Here is a 20,151-nt window from a genome sequence, read left to right as displayed (position 1 = left end):
TCCTCGCTCATGACCACCTACTCCAACACCCGCGTAAAGCTGGCTTCGCGCCCGGTGGGCGTTCCGCAGCCCGAAAACTTTGCCTTCGACACAGTCGAGATTCCACCTTTAGCGCCTGGGCAGGTGCTGGTCAAAACCAGCTTCATCTCCATGGACCCGGCCATGCGCGGTTGGATGAACGGCAGCAAAAGCTACATGGCGCCGCTGGCGCTGGGAGAAGTTTTCCGGGCCCTGGGCGCGGGGCAGATTGTGGAGTCGCGGCACCCGGCCTTCGCCGTGGGCGACTACATCACCGGCGACCTGAAAGCGCAGCAGTTTGTGCTGCGTGACGGCCAAGCGGCCCTGGACGTGACCAACCCCGCCACTTACCTGCTGAAAGTAGACCCGACGCTGGCCAGCCTCGAAACGCACCTCTCAACCTTGGGTATGCCGGGCCTCACGGCCTACTTTGGCCTGCTACACACGGGCCAGCCCCAGGCGGGCGAAACCGTGGTAGTGTCGGGAGCGGCGGGCGCAGTGGGCAGCGTAGTGGGGCAAATAGCGAAGCTCAAGGGCTGCCGCGTGGTGGGCCTGGTGGGTAGCCAGGAGAAGATTGACTACTGCCTCCACGACCTAGGTTTCGACGCCTGCCTCGACTACAAAGACCCCTACGTGCGGGCGGCGCTACGCACGGCCTGCCCCCAGGGCATCGACGTATATTTCGACAACGTAGGAGGCGACCTGCTCGACTACGCGCTGGAGCGGCTCCGGCTGCGGGCGCGCGTGGTGCTGTGCGGGGCCATTTCGCAGTACAACAACACCACGCCCATCAAGGGCCCCACGAATTATCTGTCGCTGCTCGTCAATCGGGCGCGCATGGAAGGCATTGTGGTGCTGGATAACGTTGCGCACTTCCCGGAAGCCACCCGCGAGATGGCCGGCTGGCTGCGCCAAGGCCAGCTGCACACCCCCAAAACGCAGGTCGAGCAGGGCCTGCACAATTTTCTGCCGGCGCTGCTCAAGCTGTTTTCGGGCGAAAACTTCGGCAAGCTGCTGTTGGCACCCTAGGTTTTGGCGGCTGGTAAATCACCCGTTCAGCACAATCCGGAACGTGGTGCCCTTGCCCAATTCCGACCACTTCACGAACAGCTTTCCTTCGTGATAATTCTCGATGATGCGCTTCGCCAGCGCCAAACCTAGGCCCCAGCCGCGCCTCTTGGTGGTGTAGCCGGGCAGGAACACCGATTCTATCTTGCTCTTCGGAATGCCCTTGCCGGTATCAGTTATGTCGATGGCAATCTGCGTTTTATTGCGGGTCGGCCGGCGTAGCTGAATGTGGATGCTGCCTTTGCCATCCATCGCATCAACGGCGTTTTTGCAGATGTTTTCCACCACCCAGTCGAACAGCGGAATATTGACCTTGGCGGGTGTGTCGGTGGGCAGCAGCGTGGTAATGGTGAAGCTCACTTTCTTCGATACCCGACTTTGCAGGTAAGCAATGGCGTTCTGCGTGACTTGCAGGATGTTCTCATCCTTCAGAATCGGGACGGAGCCGATGTTGGAAAAGCGCTCCGTGATAATCTCCAGCCGACGCACGTCCTTACCTAGCTCCTCCACAATCGGCTCGTCCTTAAACCGTTCGGATTCCTTCATGTAGGTCTGCCACGCCATCAGGCTGCTCAGGGGCGTGCCGAGCTGGTGCGCGGTTTCCTTCGCCAAACCTACCCACACGCGGTTCTGCTCGGCGCGGCGCGAGTAGCTGAAGGCGAAATACGCAATGACGGCCAGGCACGCAATAACGGCCAGCTGCACCAGCGGGTAGGTCCGCAATTGCGTCAGCAGCTCCGAGTCTTTGTAATAGATGTAGTTGCGCAGCCCCGCCGCGTACTCCACCACGATGGGCGGGTGCTGCTCCTTCATCTTGTCAATCTGCCCGTGTAAGTAGCGGATAGAAGCCTTTTCCGACAAGCCTTTGGGCACATCCAGGTTCTTGGTTGCCAGGATGTTCCCCTGGTCGTCGGTCAGGATGATCGGGATGGTTTTGTTGGCGTCGATAATCTGTTCCTGCACGAATACCAGGTTGGTTTCCTCTTCCGTGCTGATGATGTAGCGCTGGGCCTTGGCATACAGGTCAATCTGCTGCTGCTCCCGCTCGGAGAGGCGCTGCACCAGGATGTTGGTGTAAATCACCGTGGCCGCCGCAATGAGCAGCGCCCCACCGATAATCAGCAGCTTAATGCGGGATCTTTGGTCGTAAATCGGAATCAAACGCGAAATAAAGAGCTGAGGCTCTTCTGATTAGAAGGTTATAAATCTAGCACGTCATTCCGACCAACGGGAGGAATCTCGCGTGCTTTAGCAGAACGTCATTCCGACCAACGGGAGACATCTCGCGTGCCATGGTAATTCCAATCGTTAGAATTAGCACCACAACATCAGCACGCGAGATTCCTCCCGCTGGTCGGAATGACGTGCTAGTTGCATGGCCTTTGTAGCCAAAAGCTAGCTACCGGACGAAAATACGGCGGAGTTTGTTCTTCCGTCGTAGAAAGAACGTCAGGCGGGCAGGCAACCTTATTTCCATTTTGTTCGAGTTAGTTACGAACCTCTCCTGATTAATATCAGTTTTATTCTAACGAATCCTGCCGTAATTTTACGCCCTAAAGTTTCGCTCGAGCACTACGCTATGCACCCATTTAAGGCTGTCAGCCTGTCCTTCAAAAAAGCTCCCCTAGCTATTCGGGAGCTTATCGCGCTGGACGAGGCCGCCTGCCGACGCTTCCTGTACACCCTCCACCACGACCTAGGTCTCAGTGACTTACTCGTGCTCAGTACCTGCAATCGAACTGAGGTTTACTACAGCGCCGACCGCGACCAGAGTCCTGTTATCATCGAAGCCCTAGGACTTCTTAAAGGTCTCGCCGATCTGAGCGAGCATTACGCTTATTTTGATATTCTCGATAACGAGCAGGGCGCCGTGCAGCACCTCTTCGAGGTGGCCATGGGCCTGGATGCCCAGGTTATCGGCGACTTACAGATCAGCAATCAGGTAAAGAACGCTTATCAGTGGTCGGCGGATGAAGACGCCGCCGGGCCGTTTCTGCACCGCCTGCTGCATACTATCTTCTTCACCAACAAGCGCGTACAGCAGGAAACTTCTTTCCGCGACGGCGCCGCTTCTACCTCCTACGCCGCGCTAGAGCTGGTGGAAGAGCTGACCGCTGACGTAGCTAACCCGCGCGTGCTGGTGGTAGGCCTCGGCGAGATAGGCGCCGATGTGTGCCGCCACCTAGGTGACAGCAAGTTCTTCACCGACGTTACCATCTGCAACCGCACCCGCTCCAAAGCCGAGCTGCTCGCCGCCGAGTGCGGCGTGAAGGTGCTGGATTTTGAAAATCTGGTGCAGGGTCTGAAAGAGGCCGATGTGGTTATTTCTTCCATCGCGCACCACACGCCTTTCTTTACCAAAGAGTTAGTCGAGCACCTCGACGTGCTGAGCTACAAGTTCTTCATCGACTTGTCGGTGCCGCGCAGCATCGAAGCCGATGTGGAGAACGTGCCCGGCATTCTGGTGTACAACATCGACGCCATTCAGAGCAAGGCCAGCGCCGCGTTGCAGCGCCGCCTCGATGCCGTGCCGCACGTCCGCGCCATCATCGCCGAAAGCATTGCCGGCCTCAACGACTGGGCCAAGGAAATGATGGTTTCGCCGACCATCCAGAAGCTAAAGAATGCGCTGGAGCAGATTCGGCAGGAAGAAATGGACCGCTTCCAGAAGAAGCTAAGCCCCGAAGAAGCCAAGCGCGTCGACGAAATCACCAAGTCATTGATGCAGAAGATTCTGAAGCAGCCCGTGCTTCAGCTCAAAGCTGCCTGCAAGCGCGGCGAAGCCGATCAGCTCATCGACACCCTCACCGACCTGTTTGACCTGGAGCGCCAGACGAACGTAGCGTAGGAACGCGCCACGGCGCGTTCTCACCCGCGCCATTGGCAAATCGTGAGCGGATTATTCAACGTCGAACGCGCCGTGGCGCGTTCCTACCAAAACGAAAAAGGACCGTCCGATGGCGGTCCTTTTCTGTTTTCGCGTCGGGAGATAAACGCTAGCTTACTACAGCGTATCGCAGCAATCTTCCAGGGAGTCGATTACATCGAGCAGTTTTGGAATAGAGAGCGAGTAGTAAATCTTGGTACCCACTTTGAACGAGGACAGAATGCCCCGGTCTTTGAGGGTAATTAGGTGCTGCGAGGCAATAGCCTGCGGCAAATCGAGCGAACGATAGATTTCCGTGACGGTCATCTTATCTTCTTTGCCTAGCAAGTCGACGATGGCCAGGCGCTTGGGGTGAGCCAGCACTTTGAGCATCGCGGCAGCTTTGTCTACCTTCTTGGATTCTACGCGCGAAAGCAACGGTTTCATAGGGTCGTGTGACAAGGTTCTTGGTATTTTGCAGAAAGCAGGAATATATCTAGTACGATATTCAAGGGGGTCAAAGTTCCTCGAATTGCGTTTCCAGACGAAAAAATTCCACTTAAGTAAGTAATTATCAGCCCGAAACAAACATGGGAAACTAGCTGTACAATCCAAACTCAGTGCATTAATAAGCAATATTACATTAAAAATTACTTTTATACTATTTAATACCCCCTATAAAAAATTTTGTCATTTTGGTAGAAATCAGTCGTTACCATTCTGTTTCCCCCGCTCATCATTGAATTTCCTCCTTCATGAACGGCAACCATGATGGCCTGGCAATAGGTTCTTCCCTTACATCTCTCCCCATGCACGTACCTAGGTTCTAGTTCTTTACAATTTTACCCTAGCCTAAGGTTCCCGCCTGCTGCAGTTACAAGCCACCTACCATGACGCTTCAACAATTTCTGAATCTACGCTTTCTGGGCAATAACGTGCTGGCTTACCTCACCTGCCTGGGCATCGTGTTGTTTGGCTTTGCTTTCAAGACGCTGCTGTCGCGGCTGTTGTCGCGGCTGGCGTTCCGCTTTCTGCGCAATAGCACCGAGGGCGTCACGGAAGAACAGTTCCAGGCCCTGCTCATCAAGCCCGTGGCCTTGGTCGTGTTTCTGGTCACGCTCTACCTGGCCTTCAACGTGCTCGACTACCCCGTGCGCAGCTCCGAGCTGAGCCGGCACGAGCCCTGGCCCAAGCTCGCGGCGTTCCGGGTGTACCAGATCGTACTGTTTACCTCGGTGGCCTGGATTGCGCTGCGCCTAATCGACTTTGCCGAGCTGGTGTTCAGGCGTCGGGCCGAGCAAACGCCCTCGCGCCTCAACGACCAGCTGGTGCCCTTCGCCAAAGACCTGTTCAAAGTGCTCGTGATGAGCCTGACTTTTCTGGTGATCCTAGGTAAGGTGTTCGGCGTCAACGTCACGGCTCTGATCGGCGGCCTAGGTATTGGCGGACTGGCCGTGGCCTTTGCCGCCAAGGAAAGCCTCGAAAACCTGATTGCCTCCTTCACCATCTTCCTCGACCGCCCTTTTGCCGTCGGCGATTTGGTGGAAGTTGGCAACGTATCGGGCACCATCGAGAAGGTTGGCTTCCGCAGCACGCGCCTGCGCACCGCCGAGAAGAGCTACGTCACGGTACCCAACAAAGCCATGATTGACAAGCCCCTGGACAACCTGTCGCTGCGCACGGCCCGCCGCGTGAGCTTCACCCTGGCCCTGAGCCATACTACCACCAGCGACCAGCTGCGCCACATCATCGCTGATGGGCAGCGCGCCATTCAGGAGCACCCGCTGGTACTGGCTGAGGTTCAGATCAAGTTCGCGGCCCTCACGCCGGCCGCCAAGGAAGTGACCGTGCAGTACTTCGTTGAAACCACCAGCTACGACGAGTACCTGAACGTGAAAGAGGAGCTGAACTACCGCCTCGTGGAAGTGGTGGAGCAGCACGGCGGCACTTTCGCCAGCACCGGCACCACGTTCCTGCGCCTGCCTGATGGCGCGCTCAGCGGCTTGCAGGCCGTGCCAGAGAAGCCGCTGGTGTAATAATGCCTAAAGCTAGCTTTTGCTACCTCCTGGTTTATTAATAATGTATGTTTCTATCGAGAGCTGATTGAAGACATAGTACAACTTGATTTGGCAAGAATGGTACGTCTCTATATTCCAGCAGTATCAATCATATTCTCTTTCGCATACCTAACTTCCAGCCGTAGAACGAGGTTTCTATCACACACCTTCCTCTTCTTATGCGCCCCCTTCTTGCTTGCACCACCCTTCTGCTACTCACCTTATCGGCTTGCTCTTCCGATCAGATTCAGCACCTGCGCGATACGAAGAAGATTGCGGTAGAGGCAGAGAACTGGCAAGTGAAGCGCATTATGCCGGCCGACCTGCTCCGGTCTACACGCTGGGCCGGCGACTCGCTCACGGGCAGCGCCGACCGGGAATTGCGCCGCCAGTTGAAAGCTAGGTTGCAGGAAGGTGGCGTGGCAGCGGCTCTCCCCTACTGCCGCCCCGAGAGCTACGCCTCTACTGATTCGCTGGCGCACGTTCTGCAAGCGAAGGCGCGGCGCGCGAGTAACCGCCCGCGCAACCCGGAGCACCAGGCCAGCCTGCCGGCAGCTCAGCTTCAGCCAGATACGGCGCGGCTTGTCGCCCGCCCGACGGCCGAGCTGTTCACCTATCAGCGGCCCATTGTGCTGAATGATGCGCTGTGCCTGCGCTGCCACGGCGCCGTCGGCACCGATATTACGGCCACCGATTATGCTTTAATCAAGAAAAGCTACCCGCACGACCAGGCCACCGGGTACCGGTTAGGTCAGGCGATGGGCGCTTGGCAGGTCGAGCTGGCCCGCCCCGGCGTAGCGGAGTTTTACACGATGAAAACACGCAAAATAATGAAGCCCAGGCCGAAGCTATTCTAAGTTCCTTTCGAAGCTGGGAACAGGCGCTGTATTGCACTACTCTAAAGCTCCGTGTTATGATTCCAACTAATTATAGACCAACCTTTACCTATGCGCTACCGCCTTGTTCTCCTAGGTTTCATATTGATCAGCTGGGCAACGTCAGGGCAGGCACAACAACGAAAAGCTAGCCCTGCTGCCGCAGTTGCTAACATACGCGACTGCTACCGCATAGCGGGCAAAGACAGCATTGCCTTCTTCTACTCAACCACTTACCTGCTCACGCCGGCTGGTTGCGCGGCCATCCGGCGTCATGTTCGTTTTGATAGCACGCGCGTATTCAAAGGCTTCGTGCGCGACTACTGGATGCACAATAACCTACTGGCGCTCAGCGGTGCTTATCGGGGTGGCAAGAAGGAAGGCGTGTTTGAGCTGTATCACCGGACGGGGGAGCTGGCGGCGCGCGGGCACTACCACGAGGGCCGGCAGGTAGGCGACTGGGCCTACTGGTATCCGTCGGGCAAACCTAGGCAGGTACTTAGCTTTGGGGCGGGCGGCGAACCGATGGTGCAGCAGTTCTGGAACGAAGCCGGCCAGCAGCTCGTGCGCGCCGGCAACGGTACTTGGTACCGCGACGAAGACGAGATGCGCTGGGGCGGGACCGTAGTCAACGGCATTCCGGACGGCCGCTGGCGGCTTCAGCGCCTGACCGGCAAGAAAGATCTGGTAGCAAGTGAGAAATACTCGAAAGGGCATTTTCGCAACGGAATAGATATTGGCACCGGCGAAATCTACCTGGATCAGTCGCGCATCTCGCTGAATGACTGGGAAGACTACAGCACCGCCGAAAGCTTCAAACTTGGCCCACCCTGCCCGCCGGTAGCAGCACCAAAGCAGGAGTAATAGCTCTCGCGCTGCCACTTACCGCCGCTTACTACAGTATAACCTAGCCTACCATTATTCTAAATTCCCCTCATTCTATTTGCTTATGATTTCTTCTGATCCTGTCGTCGTTATCGGGGCTGGCATGGCCGGCCTGACCTGCGCCAATTACCTGCATCGGGCCGGCCGGGCCGTGGTGGTGCTGGAAGCCGCCGATGCTGTTGGGGGCCGCGTGCGCACCGACGTAACGCCCGACGGATTTCGCCTCGACCGGGGCTTCCAGATCTTGCTTACGCGCTACCCTGAGGTGCAGCGCCTGCTCGACTACGGCGCTCTGAACCTGAAAACTTTCCGCTCCGGCGCCGTCACACGCTTGCCTGATGGCACCCAAACCACCCTGCAAAACCCACTGCGCCAACCAAGTGCCGCGTTTTCGGCGCTGGCTTCGCCCATCGGCAGCCTCTCCGATAAGTTTCTGATTGCCAAGTTTGCCCAGCACCTAAGCTATCGGACGAGTGAGCAGCTACTGGCGCACCCTAGCACCGATACACTCACCTTCCTGCGCGAGTACGGCTGGAGCGAGCACATCATCGACAACTTCTTCCGACCTTTCTTCGGCGGAATTTACCTGGACCGCAACCTGAGCACGGCCAGCAACTTCTTTGAGTTTGTTTTTCAGCAGTTTGTAATCGGCGAAGCGGCTGTGCCAGCGCTCGGTATGCAACAGATTCCGGAGCAGCTGGCGGCACGCCTGCCAACCGGCACCGTGCGCCTGAACACGCCCGTAGAGGCACTGAAAGGCTTGCAGGTGCGCCTGCGCGAAGGCGAGATTCTGGCGGCCTCGGCCGTAGTTGTGGCAACCGATGGCGACTCGGCCCGGACGTTTCTGCCGCAGCTGGCCCACGCGCCGGCTACGACCTGGCGGCGCACGACCTGCACCTATTTTGCCGCCGACCACTCACCCGGTCGCGGCGACCAGCTCCTGCGTCTCAACGCGGCATCTGAGGCAATGGCGCATAATGTGGCTTTCCTCAGCGACGTAGCGCCGGATTACGCCCCCGCCGACCGGACGCTAATTTCCGTGAATACCCACGGCCCGCACGGCCTCAGTGAAGCGGAGCTGCTGGCCCGTTTGCAGCCGGAATTGGTTTCCTGGTTTGGCCCGGAAGCCACCCAATGGCAGCACCTGCGCACCTACCAAATAGACCATGCCCTGCCTGTGTACACAGCCGGCCAGCCTGTGCAACAGTCCCTTAAGCTGGATGAAGACCTTTACCGCTGCGGCGACTCGGCCTCCTACCCTTCGCTGAACGCCGCTATAGCCACCGGACGTCAGGTGGCCGAGATGCTGCTGGCAAGCTAGGTTGTGCCGGGTTTTCTCAGTTAGAAAGCATTCAATAAACACTCCATTTATACCACGTGGTAGCTCATTTGGGTGCGAGCCGTATTCCGGTTACTTTGGCAGTCTGTCGTCGTTTTACACTTTCTATCCTGCCCTCGCGCATGCACATTCCTTCTTCTCGTTTGCTGGCCTCTGCGCTGGCGCTGGGGCTGCTGGCCGGTTGCCAGAGCCAGACCAAGCAAACCGCCGCTACTGAAAGCAGCACGGCCGCTACTGCCCCAGCCGACACTACCATTACCTCGCCCAACGATGGCATCACCGGCAACGATATTGGCCAGCATATCAAAGTATTAGCGTCTGATGAGTTCAAGGGGCGCAAACCTTTTACGGTGGGTGAGGAAAAAGCCACGGCTTACCTGGCCGAGCAGTTCCGAAAGCTAGGTCTGAAGCCCGGCCCCGATGGCAGCTACTTCCAGAAGGTGCCGCTGGTGGAAATTACGGGGATACCCGCGCCCACCATGCAGATTACGGGTGGCAAAAGCGGGCCGGTTACCCTGAATCTGAGTACCGATTATGTGGCCTTCACGGAGCAGGAAAAGCCTTCGGTGACCGTCACGAACTCGCCGCTGGTGTTTGCCGGCTACGGTGTGGTGGCGCCCGAGTATAAGTGGGACGACTACGCTGGCCTCGATGTGAAGGGCAAGACCGTGGTAGTACTAGTGAACGACCCCGGCAATGCCGGCACCGATACCACGTTTTTTAAGGGCAACGCCATGACCTACTATGGCCGCTGGACTTACAAATACGAGGAAGCCGCCCGCCACGGCGCCACCGGTCTGCTGATCGTGCACGACACCAAGCCCGCCGCTTACCCGTGGTCGGTAGTGCAGAGCAGCTACTCGGGTGCTAAGCTCCGCCCCCAGACGCCCGACAAAGGCGCCAGCAAGTGCAAGCTGGAAGGCTGGCTGACGCTGGATGCCACCAAGCGTCTCTTCGAGGCCGCCGGCCAGAGCTATGAGGAAGCCTATGCCGCCGCCAACAAGCCCGGCTTCAAGGCGCGCCCGCTGGGCCTGAGCCTGAGTACCAGCCTGAGAAACAAGCTGAAGCGCACCGCCTCCAAGAACGTGGTGGCCGTAGTGCCCGGCGCCAGCCGGCCCAACGAGTACGTTATCTACTCGGCGCACTGGGACCACCTAGGTGTGGGCAAGCCCGTGGAGGGCGACTCTATCTATAATGGTGCGCTTGATAACGCCAGCGGCTGCGCGGCTCTGCTCAGCATTGCCAAAGCCTATACGCAGCTGGAAAAGGCTCCGGCGCGCAGCATCGTGTTTCTGGCCGTGACGGGTGAGGAGCAGGGTTTGCTGGGCTCGGCTTACTACGCCGCGCATCCGCTGTTTCCCCTCAACAAAACGGTGGCTGACCTGAACATGGACGACCTGCCCGCCAGCGGCCCCATGCGCGACCTGACCGTGATTGGCTACGGCCAATCGGAGCTGGATGACTACGCACGCGCGGCGGCCAAAGAGCAGGACCGCTACATCCTGCCCGACCAGAACGCCGAGAAAGGCTACTACTACCGCTCCGACCACTTCAACTTTGCCAAGGTAGGCGTGCCGGCCCTCTACGCTAGCGGCGGCGCCGATAGCCGCAGCAAGGGCAAAGAGTTCATGGAGAAGCAGCACCAGGAGTACGAAGCCAAGCACTACCACCAGCCCTCCGACGAGTACAACCCCAAGTGGGATCTGCGCGGCATGGAGCAGGATGCGCGTCTACTGTTCCAGGTGGGGCTACGCCTGGCTAATGAATCCACCTTTCCGCAGTGGAAACCTGGCTCCGAGTTCAAGGCCATCCGCGAAAAGAGCCTAGCCAGCAAGTAGTAGCCGCCAAGGAAACCCTTTGCCGTAGCTATTATTAAAAAGCCCTGACCAAGCTGGTCAGGGCTTTTTTGCGTTGATGAGCAACTAACCCAACCAGAAGACACGTAGGGCTGTTAGAAGCAAACTCAGCCGTGTAATGGTTACGCATCCTGCTCCAATACCTCGGTGCCTACCTAGGTTGCTCTCCACCAGTGCCATGCAAACGCTTGACCTTGATTATATCCGCCTGACTTACCGCGCCGACCTGCACGTACTGTTCCTGCGTTGGACGCGCACCGTCTCATCGGAGGAGCATCGTGAAGGCTATCGGGCGGCTTTGGAGCTGGCGCGCACGGTGCAGACAGGGCATTGGCTGATCGATCTACGCACCCGCGGACTAGCCTCAGAGGAAGATTTTCGGTGGGTTCTGATCGACTTTCGGACGGAGCTGGCACTGGCCTTGCCGGACCAGGCTAGACGCCTGGCTTACTTCGTAACGCCTTACCACGCGGCCATCATCGAAGGGCGGTTGCAGATCGTGGAAGCTAGCCTTCGCACGCCGGTGCGCGAACAAACCTCGATTCAGACGTTTACGGAAGAACAGTTTGCCCAGCAGTGGCTTGCCAAACACTAGCCACGCTAGGTAGCGAGCTTTTTTACCCAGGCTATTTCGTGTCCTGTGGCGGCTGCCTGGGTGCTTTGTATGAAAGCCGCATACCCAGATAAGTACAACAAACTCTAGCCTGCAACCAACTTACCCAGAATAGCATTTTAGTGCTTTCAGGCTGGATAATATACTTATTACTCAATATAAGCAATGCAACCTAGGTTTGATATCAGCAGCATTATACACAGCTGCACATTAGAATTATTCAATTATCCCAACTTTAATGTTTAACCACGAAAACGGTGTCTTTCCTAGCTATGATAAATAAATCCAAATACATTATGATATTATGATATATAAATATAATTTTGCTACTGTTAAATGAGGATGTAATCGCTATCAGGCTAATTCCTTCTTGCTAAAATTCAAAGTTCTGCCCTCTGGTGCCGCTTGCTATAGTAGCACGATTGCTTACGCCTCCGACCTGCTGTTGCCGCTCCCTTTTCTATTCCTGTTTGCACACCTCCTAGTATCGTTTGTATGAAGCCCTTTTTACGATTACTGGCATTTCTGATTGTATCGCTTCCTTTTGTAGCCCACGGCCAAGGCGCGGCATTTAGCTGCGACGGCACCTTCTACCAGATGCGTCAGGTGGGTACCAAATCTGAGCTATTCCGGGTTAACCGCAACAGCACTCCTTACACCACCACGTCTATCCTGCAGCCAGGTGTTCTGCTTAACTGCCTGGCCTACAACGCCCAAGATGGCTATTTGTACGGCGTCGAATACGTACCGGACGGCACTACTTCGCCAGGTTCGCTTACGCTGTATAAGATCGGGCAGAGTGGCGCGGTGGCCATCGGCGAAACCGACCTGCCGCGTATCCAGTTCGCCGGCGGTGCCATTGATAAGCAAGGCCGGTATTACTTGTCGCCTCAGGGCACCAACAGCGGCGTACCCAATAACACCTCCAGGAGCAACTATTTATACTACCTCGACCTGGCGAAAACCGGTACTGCCCAGCTCGTTTCGAACCAGCTAACGCTGCAAGGTCGCCGGACCGACAGTGGCCTAGGTTCGTTTTTTGACCTAGCTTTCAACCCCGCCGACCAGCAGCTTTACGGCGTGCAGGTGCTTGGGGTGGTGTATAAGCTAACGCCTGATTTCGCGGCGGGTACCGCCAGCGTCACAACAATCATCAACAATACGGTAGATGCCGATGAATTGCTGGGTACGGCCTTCTTCGACCCGGCCGGCAACTTGTTTGTGTACTCCAACGGTGACACGGATGTGGCTAACTCCGGCGGCTTTTACCAAGTCGATGTAAAAACAGGCAAATACCTGAAGCTCAATTCGATTAATCCTGCCGCGATCAGCGACGGCGCTAACTGCATCTACCCCGATCAGCGCGTCGACGTGCTCATGACGGCCGGCGCCGTCACGGCCGTGTCGGCTACTACTTTCGATGTGCCTTACACGATTCAGGTGAAGAACACGGGCAACATCAAGGACCCCATGGTGCAGGTGAGCGAGTTTCTGACGGGCACGGGCAGCAATGCCACCGGCACCGCTTTCCCCGGCGCTGCCAGCGTGCAGATTATCGGTGAGGTAAACGTAAAGAACAGTGGTGGAGCCACTTTGGCCAAGAACCCAGGTTTTACGGGCATCAATACCGGCAGCGGTACCGCCACGAACCTGCTCGATGGAAAAGCGACCTTAGACCTAGGTCAGAGCGTAACCATCACCTTCACCGCCCGCGTACGCTACGCCTCGCCGGCTGCCGTACCGACGGCCGTGCAGAACAACTCGGTATACGCTACCACCATTTCGCTGGCTCCGAGCAACACGAGCAGCACCAACCTAGGGTACACGCTGCGCAATGGCACCTTGGTTCCCCCAAGCGACCTGCTCGACGCCGACCCATCGACTAACGGAGCACTCTTCCCGCTTGTGGGCAAGAGCGACGAGCCTTCGCCCACCCCCATCACGTTTTCGCCCACCATCTGGGGAACCGTGTTTGAGGACGTGAACTATGGTGGTGGCAACGGCCGCGACCTAGCTACCAGCAACGGCGTTGGTCGGCCCAACCTGATTGTGGAGCTTTATAACAGCAGCGGAGTGCTCGTTGACACGGCCAAAACCAACAGCAAAGGCTTCTACAGCTTCATCAACGAAGCGCTGGGCAGCTACACCGTGCGGGTACCCAACACCCAGGTGAGCAGCAGCCGACCCGGCACGGCGGGCGCGCTACTACCGGTCCAAACCTACGTGAAGGGCAACGCAAACCAGGTAGGCGGCGCTGACCCGACTAAGCAAGACGCTGGTCCGAACTCGTACGGCGGTAAAAACTTCGCCAGTGCTTCCACGCTGAGCCAGCTCCAAACCAAAACGGCCGGCTACACTCCCCAGTCGATGGTCGGCATTACGCTGAGCACGGCCACGCCCGCCACCAACGTGGACTTCGGCTTCAACTTCGACGTGATTGTGAACACCAACGACTCGGGCCAGGGCTCACTGCGTCAGTTTGTTATCAACGCTGCTGCGCTGGGTGGAGAAGCCGCGCTGGGGCAAGCCGGCCGTACTCAATCGCCGCTCAATACCACGGCTACGGCTCTGCCCTCGGGCGTTGAAACGTCCATCTTCATGATTCCGGCCAGCAAGCTCATCACGCAGAACGGGCAAAAGGTGGCGGTCATCAATCTGGCTACTACGCTGGAGCTGCAAGGCGCCAACGCCGCCCTAACCGTGGTGGATGGCGGCACGCAAACCGCGAACATCGGCAACACCAACACCACAACCCTAGGTGCCGGCACGATAGTAGGCACCATCAACAGCCAGCTGAATCAGCTCAACGGTCCGGAAGTACAGCTGCAAGGCAACCGCGGCCAGAATGGCATTACCATCGGCGCCAGCAACCTGACCATTCGCGGCCTGAGCCTGACGGGCTTCCAGACGAACATCTACGCCCTGCTGCCGACCTCGGGCAGCTACACGAATCTGCTGGTGGAGCGCAACGTGCTGGGCACCTCGGCTACCAGCTTCTCCGACCCCGGCACGACCCGCACCCGCAACGAGGGCATCAACCTTAATGGATTGGATAACAGCACCGTGCAGGACAACCTCATCGGCTTCAATGGCGGCATGGGCGTGTGGGTGTACGGCGGCAACGCCACCAACGGCGGCGGCCTGAACGGCGCCAACAACAACTTCATCGCCAACAACGAAATCCGGGGCAACGGGCGCGAAACCGTGGTAACTGGCCAAGGGCTCGTGTACAATGGCGTGGCGCTGCAAGGCAGCAGCACTGGTAACACCATCACCGAAAACCTCATCACGCTGAACTACGGCCACGGCTTGGACGCTAACGGCAACCTAGGTGGCAACACTATCAGCTACAACACCCTCAGCAGCAACGGCGTGAGCGTGACGACGACGGGCAACGTGAATCCGGCGGGCTCGGGCATCCGGGCAGGCGGCACCAACCAGACGATCAGCGGCAACGTGCTGACAGCTAACAACGGCTCGGGTGTGCTGGTGATGGCTACCGCTACGAAGGTGATGATTTCGCAGAATTCGACCTACAGCAACACCCGCTTGGGGATTGACCTGCTCAGCAGCACCGACTCGCCCTACAACGGCAACACCGGAAACGCGGCCAACGTGACGCTCAACACCAGCAACAAGACAGCCAGCAGTGGCGGCAACAGCCTGCTGAACTTCCCGGTATTCACCCAGGCCACGCTCGACAATGGCAGCTTGCTGGTGACCGGCTACGCAACAGCAGGTGCTCATATTGAGCTGTTTATCGCTGAGAAAGATGCCTCGGGCTTCGGGGAAGGCCAGACCTACTTCGCCAGCCGCGCCGAAGGCACCGCCGATGACACCGACAAAACCGTAGGCAGCTACGCCGAGCGCGTAAGCAGCGTGTACCCCGGCGCCGAGACCAACCAGAACCGCTTCCTGTTCCGCATTCCGCTGACCGGCCTCGCTCCGGCTACCCGCGCCCTGTTTGTGACAGGCGCCCGCATCACGGCCACGGCGACCCTAGGTAGCGTGGGCACCTCGGAGTTCTCGGGCCAGATTTCCTTGTCTACGGGCCCGCTGCCGGTTGAGCTAACGGCTTTCACCGTCAGCACCAAGGCCACGGATGCGGTGCTGAGCTGGGCCACGGCTTCGGAGAAAAACAACGACCACTTCGTTATCGAGCGCTCGGTGAACGGACAGGAGTTCGTAGCTATCGGCACCGTAGCTGGCCACGGCTCTACTACTACTGCTCACACCTACGGCTTCGCAGATGCTGGCGCGGCCCGCTTCGCCCAGACCCTCTACTACCGTCTGCGCCAGATAGATATGGATGGCACTGAAAGCTTCTCGCCGGTGCGCACCGTCACCTTCGCGCAGCCTGTCGCAGCAGAAGCCAGCCTCTACCCGAACCCGGCCGCTGCCAGCACCACCCTCGATCTGCGCACGCTGCCCGCTGGCAGCTACTCCGTAAAGCTGCTCGACCTGACCGGCCGCGTCCTGACCGCGCAGCACCTAGGTGGCGGCCAGCTCCACACCCTCGCCCTGAACACGCTGCCCAGCGGCGCCTACGTGGTGCTGGTACAAGGTGCCGGCACGAACCTAACAAAGCGCTTGATAAAAGAATAAGAAAAGCCGACCTTCCTCCTACAACTCTCTCCTATTGAAGCTTCAGCTAGTTAGCTGGGGCTTCTTTTTTGTGGGATGGTTTCAGTAGGCAATGTACTCGATCCAGATGCGTGAGACTTCACCTCCGCCTGGTGAAAAAGGCCGACCTTTGCCCTTTGCAAATCGGCGCACTTGCGCCAACTGTCTTTAGTTACTCCCGCATGAAAGCTTTTATTTTTGACCTGAACGGCACCATGATCCACGATATGGAATACCATACCCGGGCCTGGCATTCGCTGTTCAACGAGGACCTAGGTGGCAATTTCACCTGGGAGGAAGTGAAGCCGCAGATGTACGGCAAGAACAGCGAGGTACTGGTGCGCATGTTCGGCCCCGATCGGTTTACCGAGGCTGAAATGGACCGCTTGTCCTTCGAAAAAGAACGACGCTACCAGGAAGAGTTTCGCCCCCATTTGCAGCTTCTGCCCGGGCTGACTGATTTCCTGAAACAAGCACACGACCTAGGCATTCCGATGGCCATTGGCTCGGCGGCCATTCCGTTCAACATTGATTTTGTGCTGGATAACCTCAACATCCGGCACTACTTCAAGGCCATTGTCAGCGCCGACGATGTGGTGCTGAGCAAGCCGCACCCCGAAACGTTTCTGAAAGCCGCGACGAACCTAGGTGTTCCCCCGGCCGACTGCATCGTGTTTGAAGACGTGCCCAAAGGCGCCGAGGCCGCGCAGAACGCCGGCATGAAAGCCGTGGTACTCACCACAACGCACGAAGCCTTCGAGTTTGCGACCTTCCCCAACGTGCTGCACTTCGCCGCCGATTTCACCGATTCGTTTATGCAAACGCTGCTGTAGGCTGTGTCATTCCGAGCCACGCGAGGAATCTGGGTTAGCAACCTAGGTTCATTCCCCAGATTCCTCGCGTGGCTCGGAATGACACAACGACCTAGCCTTCAGCCCAACGGTAGCGGCGCTCCTTCCACTGAATGCTGACCGGCATAAGCGTGTAGCCAATCACGACGATTGACATAACAGCCAGGTAGAACTCATACAACAGCAACACCTTCAGCGACTCGCGGCGGTTGACCTGGCGTAGGGTTATCAGCAGGAACAGCGTCTGCATGAGTATTTTGGCGCCGTACAGCGTCGCTACCATGAGCGGCGACAACAGAGCGGGCCAGAATACGACCATGTAAAATAAACCGTAGAACCCAAACAGACCCGACAGTTGCCAAGGCAGCCGCCCGGTGCCCTTCATCCAACGCTTGCGCTGGTGCAAAAGGCACTGCACCGTGGGCTGAGGCACCGATACGCCGAGCACCCGCCCATCTACCAAGTTGCGAAAGCCCCAGCCTTGCCGCACAATGTAGTCGAAAAGCTGTAGGTCTTCGGTGATGCTAAACGCCAGGGCTTCGTAGCCGCCGATGGATTCGTAAGCGGCGCGGGTCACGAGCATGTTGTTGCCCACGGCCGTAATGGGCCAACCTAGGTCGGTAAGCAACCGGATGATACTCAGTCCGAAAAGCCAATCGAGGCCTTGCATGCGCCCAAACAGGTTGCCGCCGGCCGTCGTGACACCGGTAACGACGCCCACGCCTTCCGGAGCGGCGGCCAGCATGGTTTGCACCCAATCGGGCGGCAGGGCCATGTCGGCGTCGGTGATGAGGAAATAGTCGGCGGTGGCGGCGCGGCTCAGGTGGGCCAGCACGTTGCTTTTGCCGCGGGCCGTACCGAGACGGTGGCGGATGAGCAGTAACTGAAACTGCGGCTTGTCGGCAATGAAACGAGCTACGACGGCGGCGGTATCGTCGGTGGAAGCGTCGTCGCCGATCAGGATTTCGAGCTGCTCAGCCGGGTAGTTGAGCTGCATGAGCGAAGTAAGGCACCGCTCGATGTTCGCTTCTTCGTTGCGGGCGGCAATCAGGATGCTGACCCGCGGGCGGGCTGTGCCAGACCTAGGTGCCGGCCGGCCGCGCACTAAAAGCAATAAGACAACGAGGAACAAGCCAAAGAAGACACCGAAGAAGATACCAGCAAACACCATAGACAGCCACAAACGTTGGGCCGCTTCTTCTGAGTCGTCAGAGCCGCAAGCCAGTTAGAATTAACTGCATACGGTTAGCAGGCGGCTCGTTGTTGCCGGGGCAAGTGCTGATTTTAGGGCAAAGTCTATCCGTATAAATGCGGAATAATCTGAATAAAAAGATTTTACAACCTAGCTCCAACCAAAAGAGCCTCACTGCTTGGTCAACAGTGAGGCTTTTGCGAGCTATTTATAACCAAACAAATGTGTTACAGGCGTGGGTCCGTTTCGATGGGTGCTTCGTAGGCTGGAGAGGCCAGCACGGTGGGCTCCACGGTGGCGGGCACGTCGTCGGCGTCATGCACGCGCAATGTAAGCAGGCCTGCAAAAATCATTGAGCAACCCCCAAGCACGAGTGTCAGGGCAGAGTTACCATCAAATACGTGCTTGGTGAAGAAGCCTAGCGTGATACTAGCCACCATTTGGGGAAGTACAATGAAGAAATTAAACACACCCATATAATAACCCATCTTGTTAGTGGGTAGTGCGCCAGCGAGCATAGCATAGGGTATTGACAGAATGCTGGCCCAGGCAAAGCCAACTCCAATCATGGGCAGTAGCAATAGGCCTTCCACCGTGCGCAGGTGCATGTCGAACCCGAAGAACTGCATAGCTGGCAGATAGTTGTTGATAGGGTAATTACCGATGAAATAAATCGAAATTAGACCTAGTCCGCCAGCGGCTAGGCAGATGAGGTGCGTAATGCGCCGGCTGGTAGCACGTGCAATAAAAGGTAGCGCGAGAGCTGCTAACGCCGAAACGCCGTTGTAGACTGATTGGCAGACATTCCACCAGTCGGCACCTTCATTAAATAGTTTGGAGGTAGGGTCAGTAGTGTGGTAAACGTAGTGTGTGATGGCTGAAGTAGCATAGATCCACATTGAGAAAAGAGCTAGCCAACTAAAAAATTGCACTATAGCTAACTGACGCATGGCACGCGGCATGTCGGCCACACCCACAAACGAGGCCTTGATGCCATTCCAAAAGCCGCTAGAGCTACGTTTTTCAGCCTCGAATTCAGCTAAGTCTACTGGGGGATACTCGCGAGTGGTGAGTACCGTGTATAGCACTGCCGCGAAAAATACGACGCCTCCGGTGTAGAAGGCATACATGAGCGAGGGCGAGATATGACCGGCCGGGGCCGTGTTGGAGAAGCCAACCAACTTTGTATATATAACTGGCAGCAACGAACCTATCACTGCACCAATACCAATAAAGAACGTTTGAAATCCAAAGCCGGTCGTGCGCTGTGTATCTGGCAGCAGGTCACCCACTAATGCCCGAAATGGCTCCATTGAAATATTGATGCTAGCATCCATAATCCAGAGCATGCCAGCGGCCATCCACAGTGCTGTTACATGAGGTACCACCAACAGCGACAGCGATGCCAGAACAGCGCCCACTAAGAAGTACGGCCGCCGCCGCCCCCAGCGTGAGCTCCAGGTACGGTCAGAGAAGTAGCCTACGATAGGTTGAACTAACAGACCTGTAGCGGGCGCCGCCAGCCACAGAAAGGCCAACTCATCTTCTTTAGCACCCATGGTCTCGAAGATGCGACTCATGTTGCCGTTTTGCAGGGCGAAGCCGAACTGAATGCCCAGGAAGCCGAAGCTCATGTTCCAGATCTGCCAGAAACTCAGGCGGGGTTTGTCGCGGGTGCCGGTGGGAGCCGCTACGCTGGTGGCCATGTTAGGAGGAATTTGGGTGGGAGGTGTGGTTGGGGGTGGTAACTAAAAGATAGGCATAAAAACTCATCTGTCATCCTGAACGCAGCAGAGCGGAGTGAAGGACCTCCCTCTGAGAAGCGAAAAGCCCTTAAGACGCCCAAATCTCTCTTTACCAAGTATTGGATGCCAGATAGGTTTGGGAGCTTAGTAGAGTTTTTCGCGT

14 protein-coding genes are annotated in these 20,151 nt (G+C 57.3%); 10 read left to right on the top strand and 4 right to left on the bottom strand.

The annotated features are described in order from the left end of the window. Nucleotides 1-9: 9 nt before the first annotated feature. Nucleotides 10-1,047, top strand: coding sequence for an NADP-dependent oxidoreductase (locus tag IEX74_RS06800; protein ID WP_188812401.1), 1,038 nt, complete (start codon nt 10-12; stop codon nt 1,045-1,047). A gap of 18 nt (nt 1,048-1,065) precedes the next feature. Here the strand turns inward: IEX74_RS06800 and IEX74_RS06795 are convergent, their stop codons facing one another. Further along, entirely contained in the window at nt 1,066-2,247 is a 1,182-nt protein-coding gene (locus IEX74_RS06795; RefSeq protein WP_188812399.1) for a sensor histidine kinase, read from the bottom strand. Nucleotides 2,248-2,665: 418 nt separating this feature from the next. Between IEX74_RS06795 and hemA the strand changes: the two genes are divergently transcribed. Next, nucleotides 2,666-3,934 carry a glutamyl-tRNA reductase gene (gene hemA / locus IEX74_RS06790; protein ID WP_188812397.1) on the top strand — a complete coding sequence of 423 codons (1,269 nt, stop codon included), beginning with the start codon at nt 2,666-2,668 and terminating at the stop codon, nt 3,932-3,934. Between the two features lie 156 nt (nt 3,935-4,090). Here hemA and IEX74_RS06785 read toward each other — a convergent pair whose 3' ends face one another. Next, a complete protein-coding gene (locus tag IEX74_RS06785; RefSeq protein WP_086594744.1) occupies nt 4,091-4,399 on the bottom strand; it encodes an ArsR/SmtB family transcription factor in 309 nt (102 codons plus the stop codon). 443 nt (nt 4,400-4,842) lie between these two features. Here IEX74_RS06785 and IEX74_RS06780 point away from each other — a divergent pair, with 443 nt between their 5' ends. The 8 genes from IEX74_RS06780 to IEX74_RS06745 all read left to right on the top strand — a co-directional run bounded on the left by IEX74_RS06780 (nt 4,843) and on the right by IEX74_RS06745 (nt 17,033). Beyond that, nucleotides 4,843-5,988: a mechanosensitive ion channel family protein gene (locus IEX74_RS06780; protein ID WP_188812395.1), complete on the top strand. Its 1,146-nt coding sequence runs from the start codon at nt 4,843-4,845 to the stop codon at nt 5,986-5,988. Between the two features lie 200 nt (nt 5,989-6,188). Then, nucleotides 6,189-6,866, top strand: a complete 678-nt coding sequence (locus tag IEX74_RS06775; RefSeq protein WP_188812393.1) for a c-type heme family protein — start codon at nt 6,189-6,191, stop codon at nt 6,864-6,866. A gap of 90 nt (nt 6,867-6,956) precedes the next feature. Further along, entirely contained in the window at nt 6,957-7,748 is a 792-nt protein-coding gene (locus IEX74_RS06770) for a toxin-antitoxin system YwqK family antitoxin (protein ID WP_188812391.1), read from the top strand. Between the two features lie 85 nt (nt 7,749-7,833). Then, entirely contained in the window at nt 7,834-9,090 is a 1,257-nt protein-coding gene (locus IEX74_RS06765; RefSeq protein WP_188812389.1) for a protoporphyrinogen/coproporphyrinogen oxidase, read from the top strand. A 140-nt stretch (nt 9,091-9,230) separates the two neighbouring features. Continuing rightward, the gene (locus tag IEX74_RS06760; RefSeq protein WP_188812387.1) at nt 9,231-10,946 is read left to right on the top strand and encodes a M28 family metallopeptidase; all 1,716 of its coding nucleotides are present in this window, start codon (nt 9,231-9,233) and stop codon (nt 10,944-10,946) included. 196 nt (nt 10,947-11,142) lie between these two features. After that, complete coding sequence (locus IEX74_RS06755) at nt 11,143-11,559, top strand: hypothetical protein (protein ID WP_188812385.1); 417 nt, start codon at nt 11,143-11,145, stop codon at nt 11,557-11,559. Nucleotides 11,560-12,072: 513 nt separating this feature from the next. Beyond that, complete coding sequence (locus IEX74_RS06750; RefSeq protein ID WP_188812383.1) at nt 12,073-16,182, top strand: T9SS type A sorting domain-containing protein; 4,110 nt, start codon at nt 12,073-12,075, stop codon at nt 16,180-16,182. 200 nt (nt 16,183-16,382) lie between these two features. Continuing rightward, nucleotides 16,383-17,033 carry an HAD family hydrolase gene (locus IEX74_RS06745; protein WP_188812381.1) on the top strand — a complete coding sequence of 217 codons (651 nt, stop codon included), beginning with the start codon at nt 16,383-16,385 and terminating at the stop codon, nt 17,031-17,033. 91 nt (nt 17,034-17,124) lie between these two features. Here the strand turns inward: IEX74_RS06745 and IEX74_RS06740 are convergent, their stop codons facing one another. Together IEX74_RS06740 and IEX74_RS06735 are read right to left on the bottom strand one after the other, a co-directional pair. Continuing rightward, nucleotides 17,125-18,222 (bottom strand): glycosyltransferase, encoded by a 1,098-nt coding sequence (locus tag IEX74_RS06740; RefSeq protein ID WP_188812378.1) that lies wholly within the window; start codon nt 18,220-18,222, stop codon nt 17,125-17,127. 248 nt (nt 18,223-18,470) lie between these two features. After that, entirely contained in the window at nt 18,471-19,949 is a 1,479-nt protein-coding gene (locus IEX74_RS06735) for an MFS transporter (protein ID WP_229755141.1), read from the bottom strand. Nucleotides 19,950-20,151: the final 202 nt, after the last annotated feature.

This window comes from Hymenobacter cavernae (genome assembly GCF_014641455.1).
In the GTDB taxonomy this organism is placed as follows: Bacteria; Bacteroidota; Bacteroidia; order Cytophagales; family Hymenobacteraceae; genus Hymenobacter; species Hymenobacter cavernae.
The sequence above is the reverse complement of the archived record's forward strand: the minus strand, read 5'-3'. Positions and strand labels throughout refer to the sequence as shown.

Coding starts and splice junctions, on each gene's coding strand:
- IEX74_RS06775 (WP_188812393.1), top strand. CDS start 6,189: ATGCGCCCCCTTCTTGCTTGCACCACCCTTCTGCTACTCACCTTATCG.
- hemA (WP_188812397.1), top strand. CDS start 2,666: ATGCACCCATTTAAGGCTGTCAGCCTGTCCTTCAAAAAAGCTCCCCTA.
- IEX74_RS06745 (WP_188812381.1), top strand. CDS start 16,383: ATGAAAGCTTTTATTTTTGACCTGAACGGCACCATGATCCACGATATG.
- IEX74_RS06750 (WP_188812383.1), top strand. CDS start 12,073: ATGAAGCCCTTTTTACGATTACTGGCATTTCTGATTGTATCGCTTCCT.
- IEX74_RS06770 (WP_188812391.1), top strand. CDS start 6,957: ATGCGCTACCGCCTTGTTCTCCTAGGTTTCATATTGATCAGCTGGGCA.
- IEX74_RS06785 (WP_086594744.1), bottom strand. CDS start 4,399: ATGAAACCGTTGCTTTCGCGCGTAGAATCCAAGAAGGTAGACAAAGCT.
- IEX74_RS06740 (WP_188812378.1), bottom strand. CDS start 18,222: ATGGTGTTTGCTGGTATCTTCTTCGGTGTCTTCTTTGGCTTGTTCCTC.
- IEX74_RS06735 (WP_229755141.1), bottom strand. CDS start 19,949: ATGGCCACCAGCGTAGCGGCTCCCACCGGCACCCGCGACAAACCCCGC.
- IEX74_RS06760 (WP_188812387.1), top strand. CDS start 9,231: ATGCACATTCCTTCTTCTCGTTTGCTGGCCTCTGCGCTGGCGCTGGGG.
- IEX74_RS06780 (WP_188812395.1), top strand. CDS start 4,843: ATGACGCTTCAACAATTTCTGAATCTACGCTTTCTGGGCAATAACGTG.
- IEX74_RS06765 (WP_188812389.1), top strand. CDS start 7,834: ATGATTTCTTCTGATCCTGTCGTCGTTATCGGGGCTGGCATGGCCGGC.
- IEX74_RS06755 (WP_188812385.1), top strand. CDS start 11,143: ATGCAAACGCTTGACCTTGATTATATCCGCCTGACTTACCGCGCCGAC.
- IEX74_RS06800 (WP_188812401.1), top strand. CDS start 10: ATGACCACCTACTCCAACACCCGCGTAAAGCTGGCTTCGCGCCCGGTG.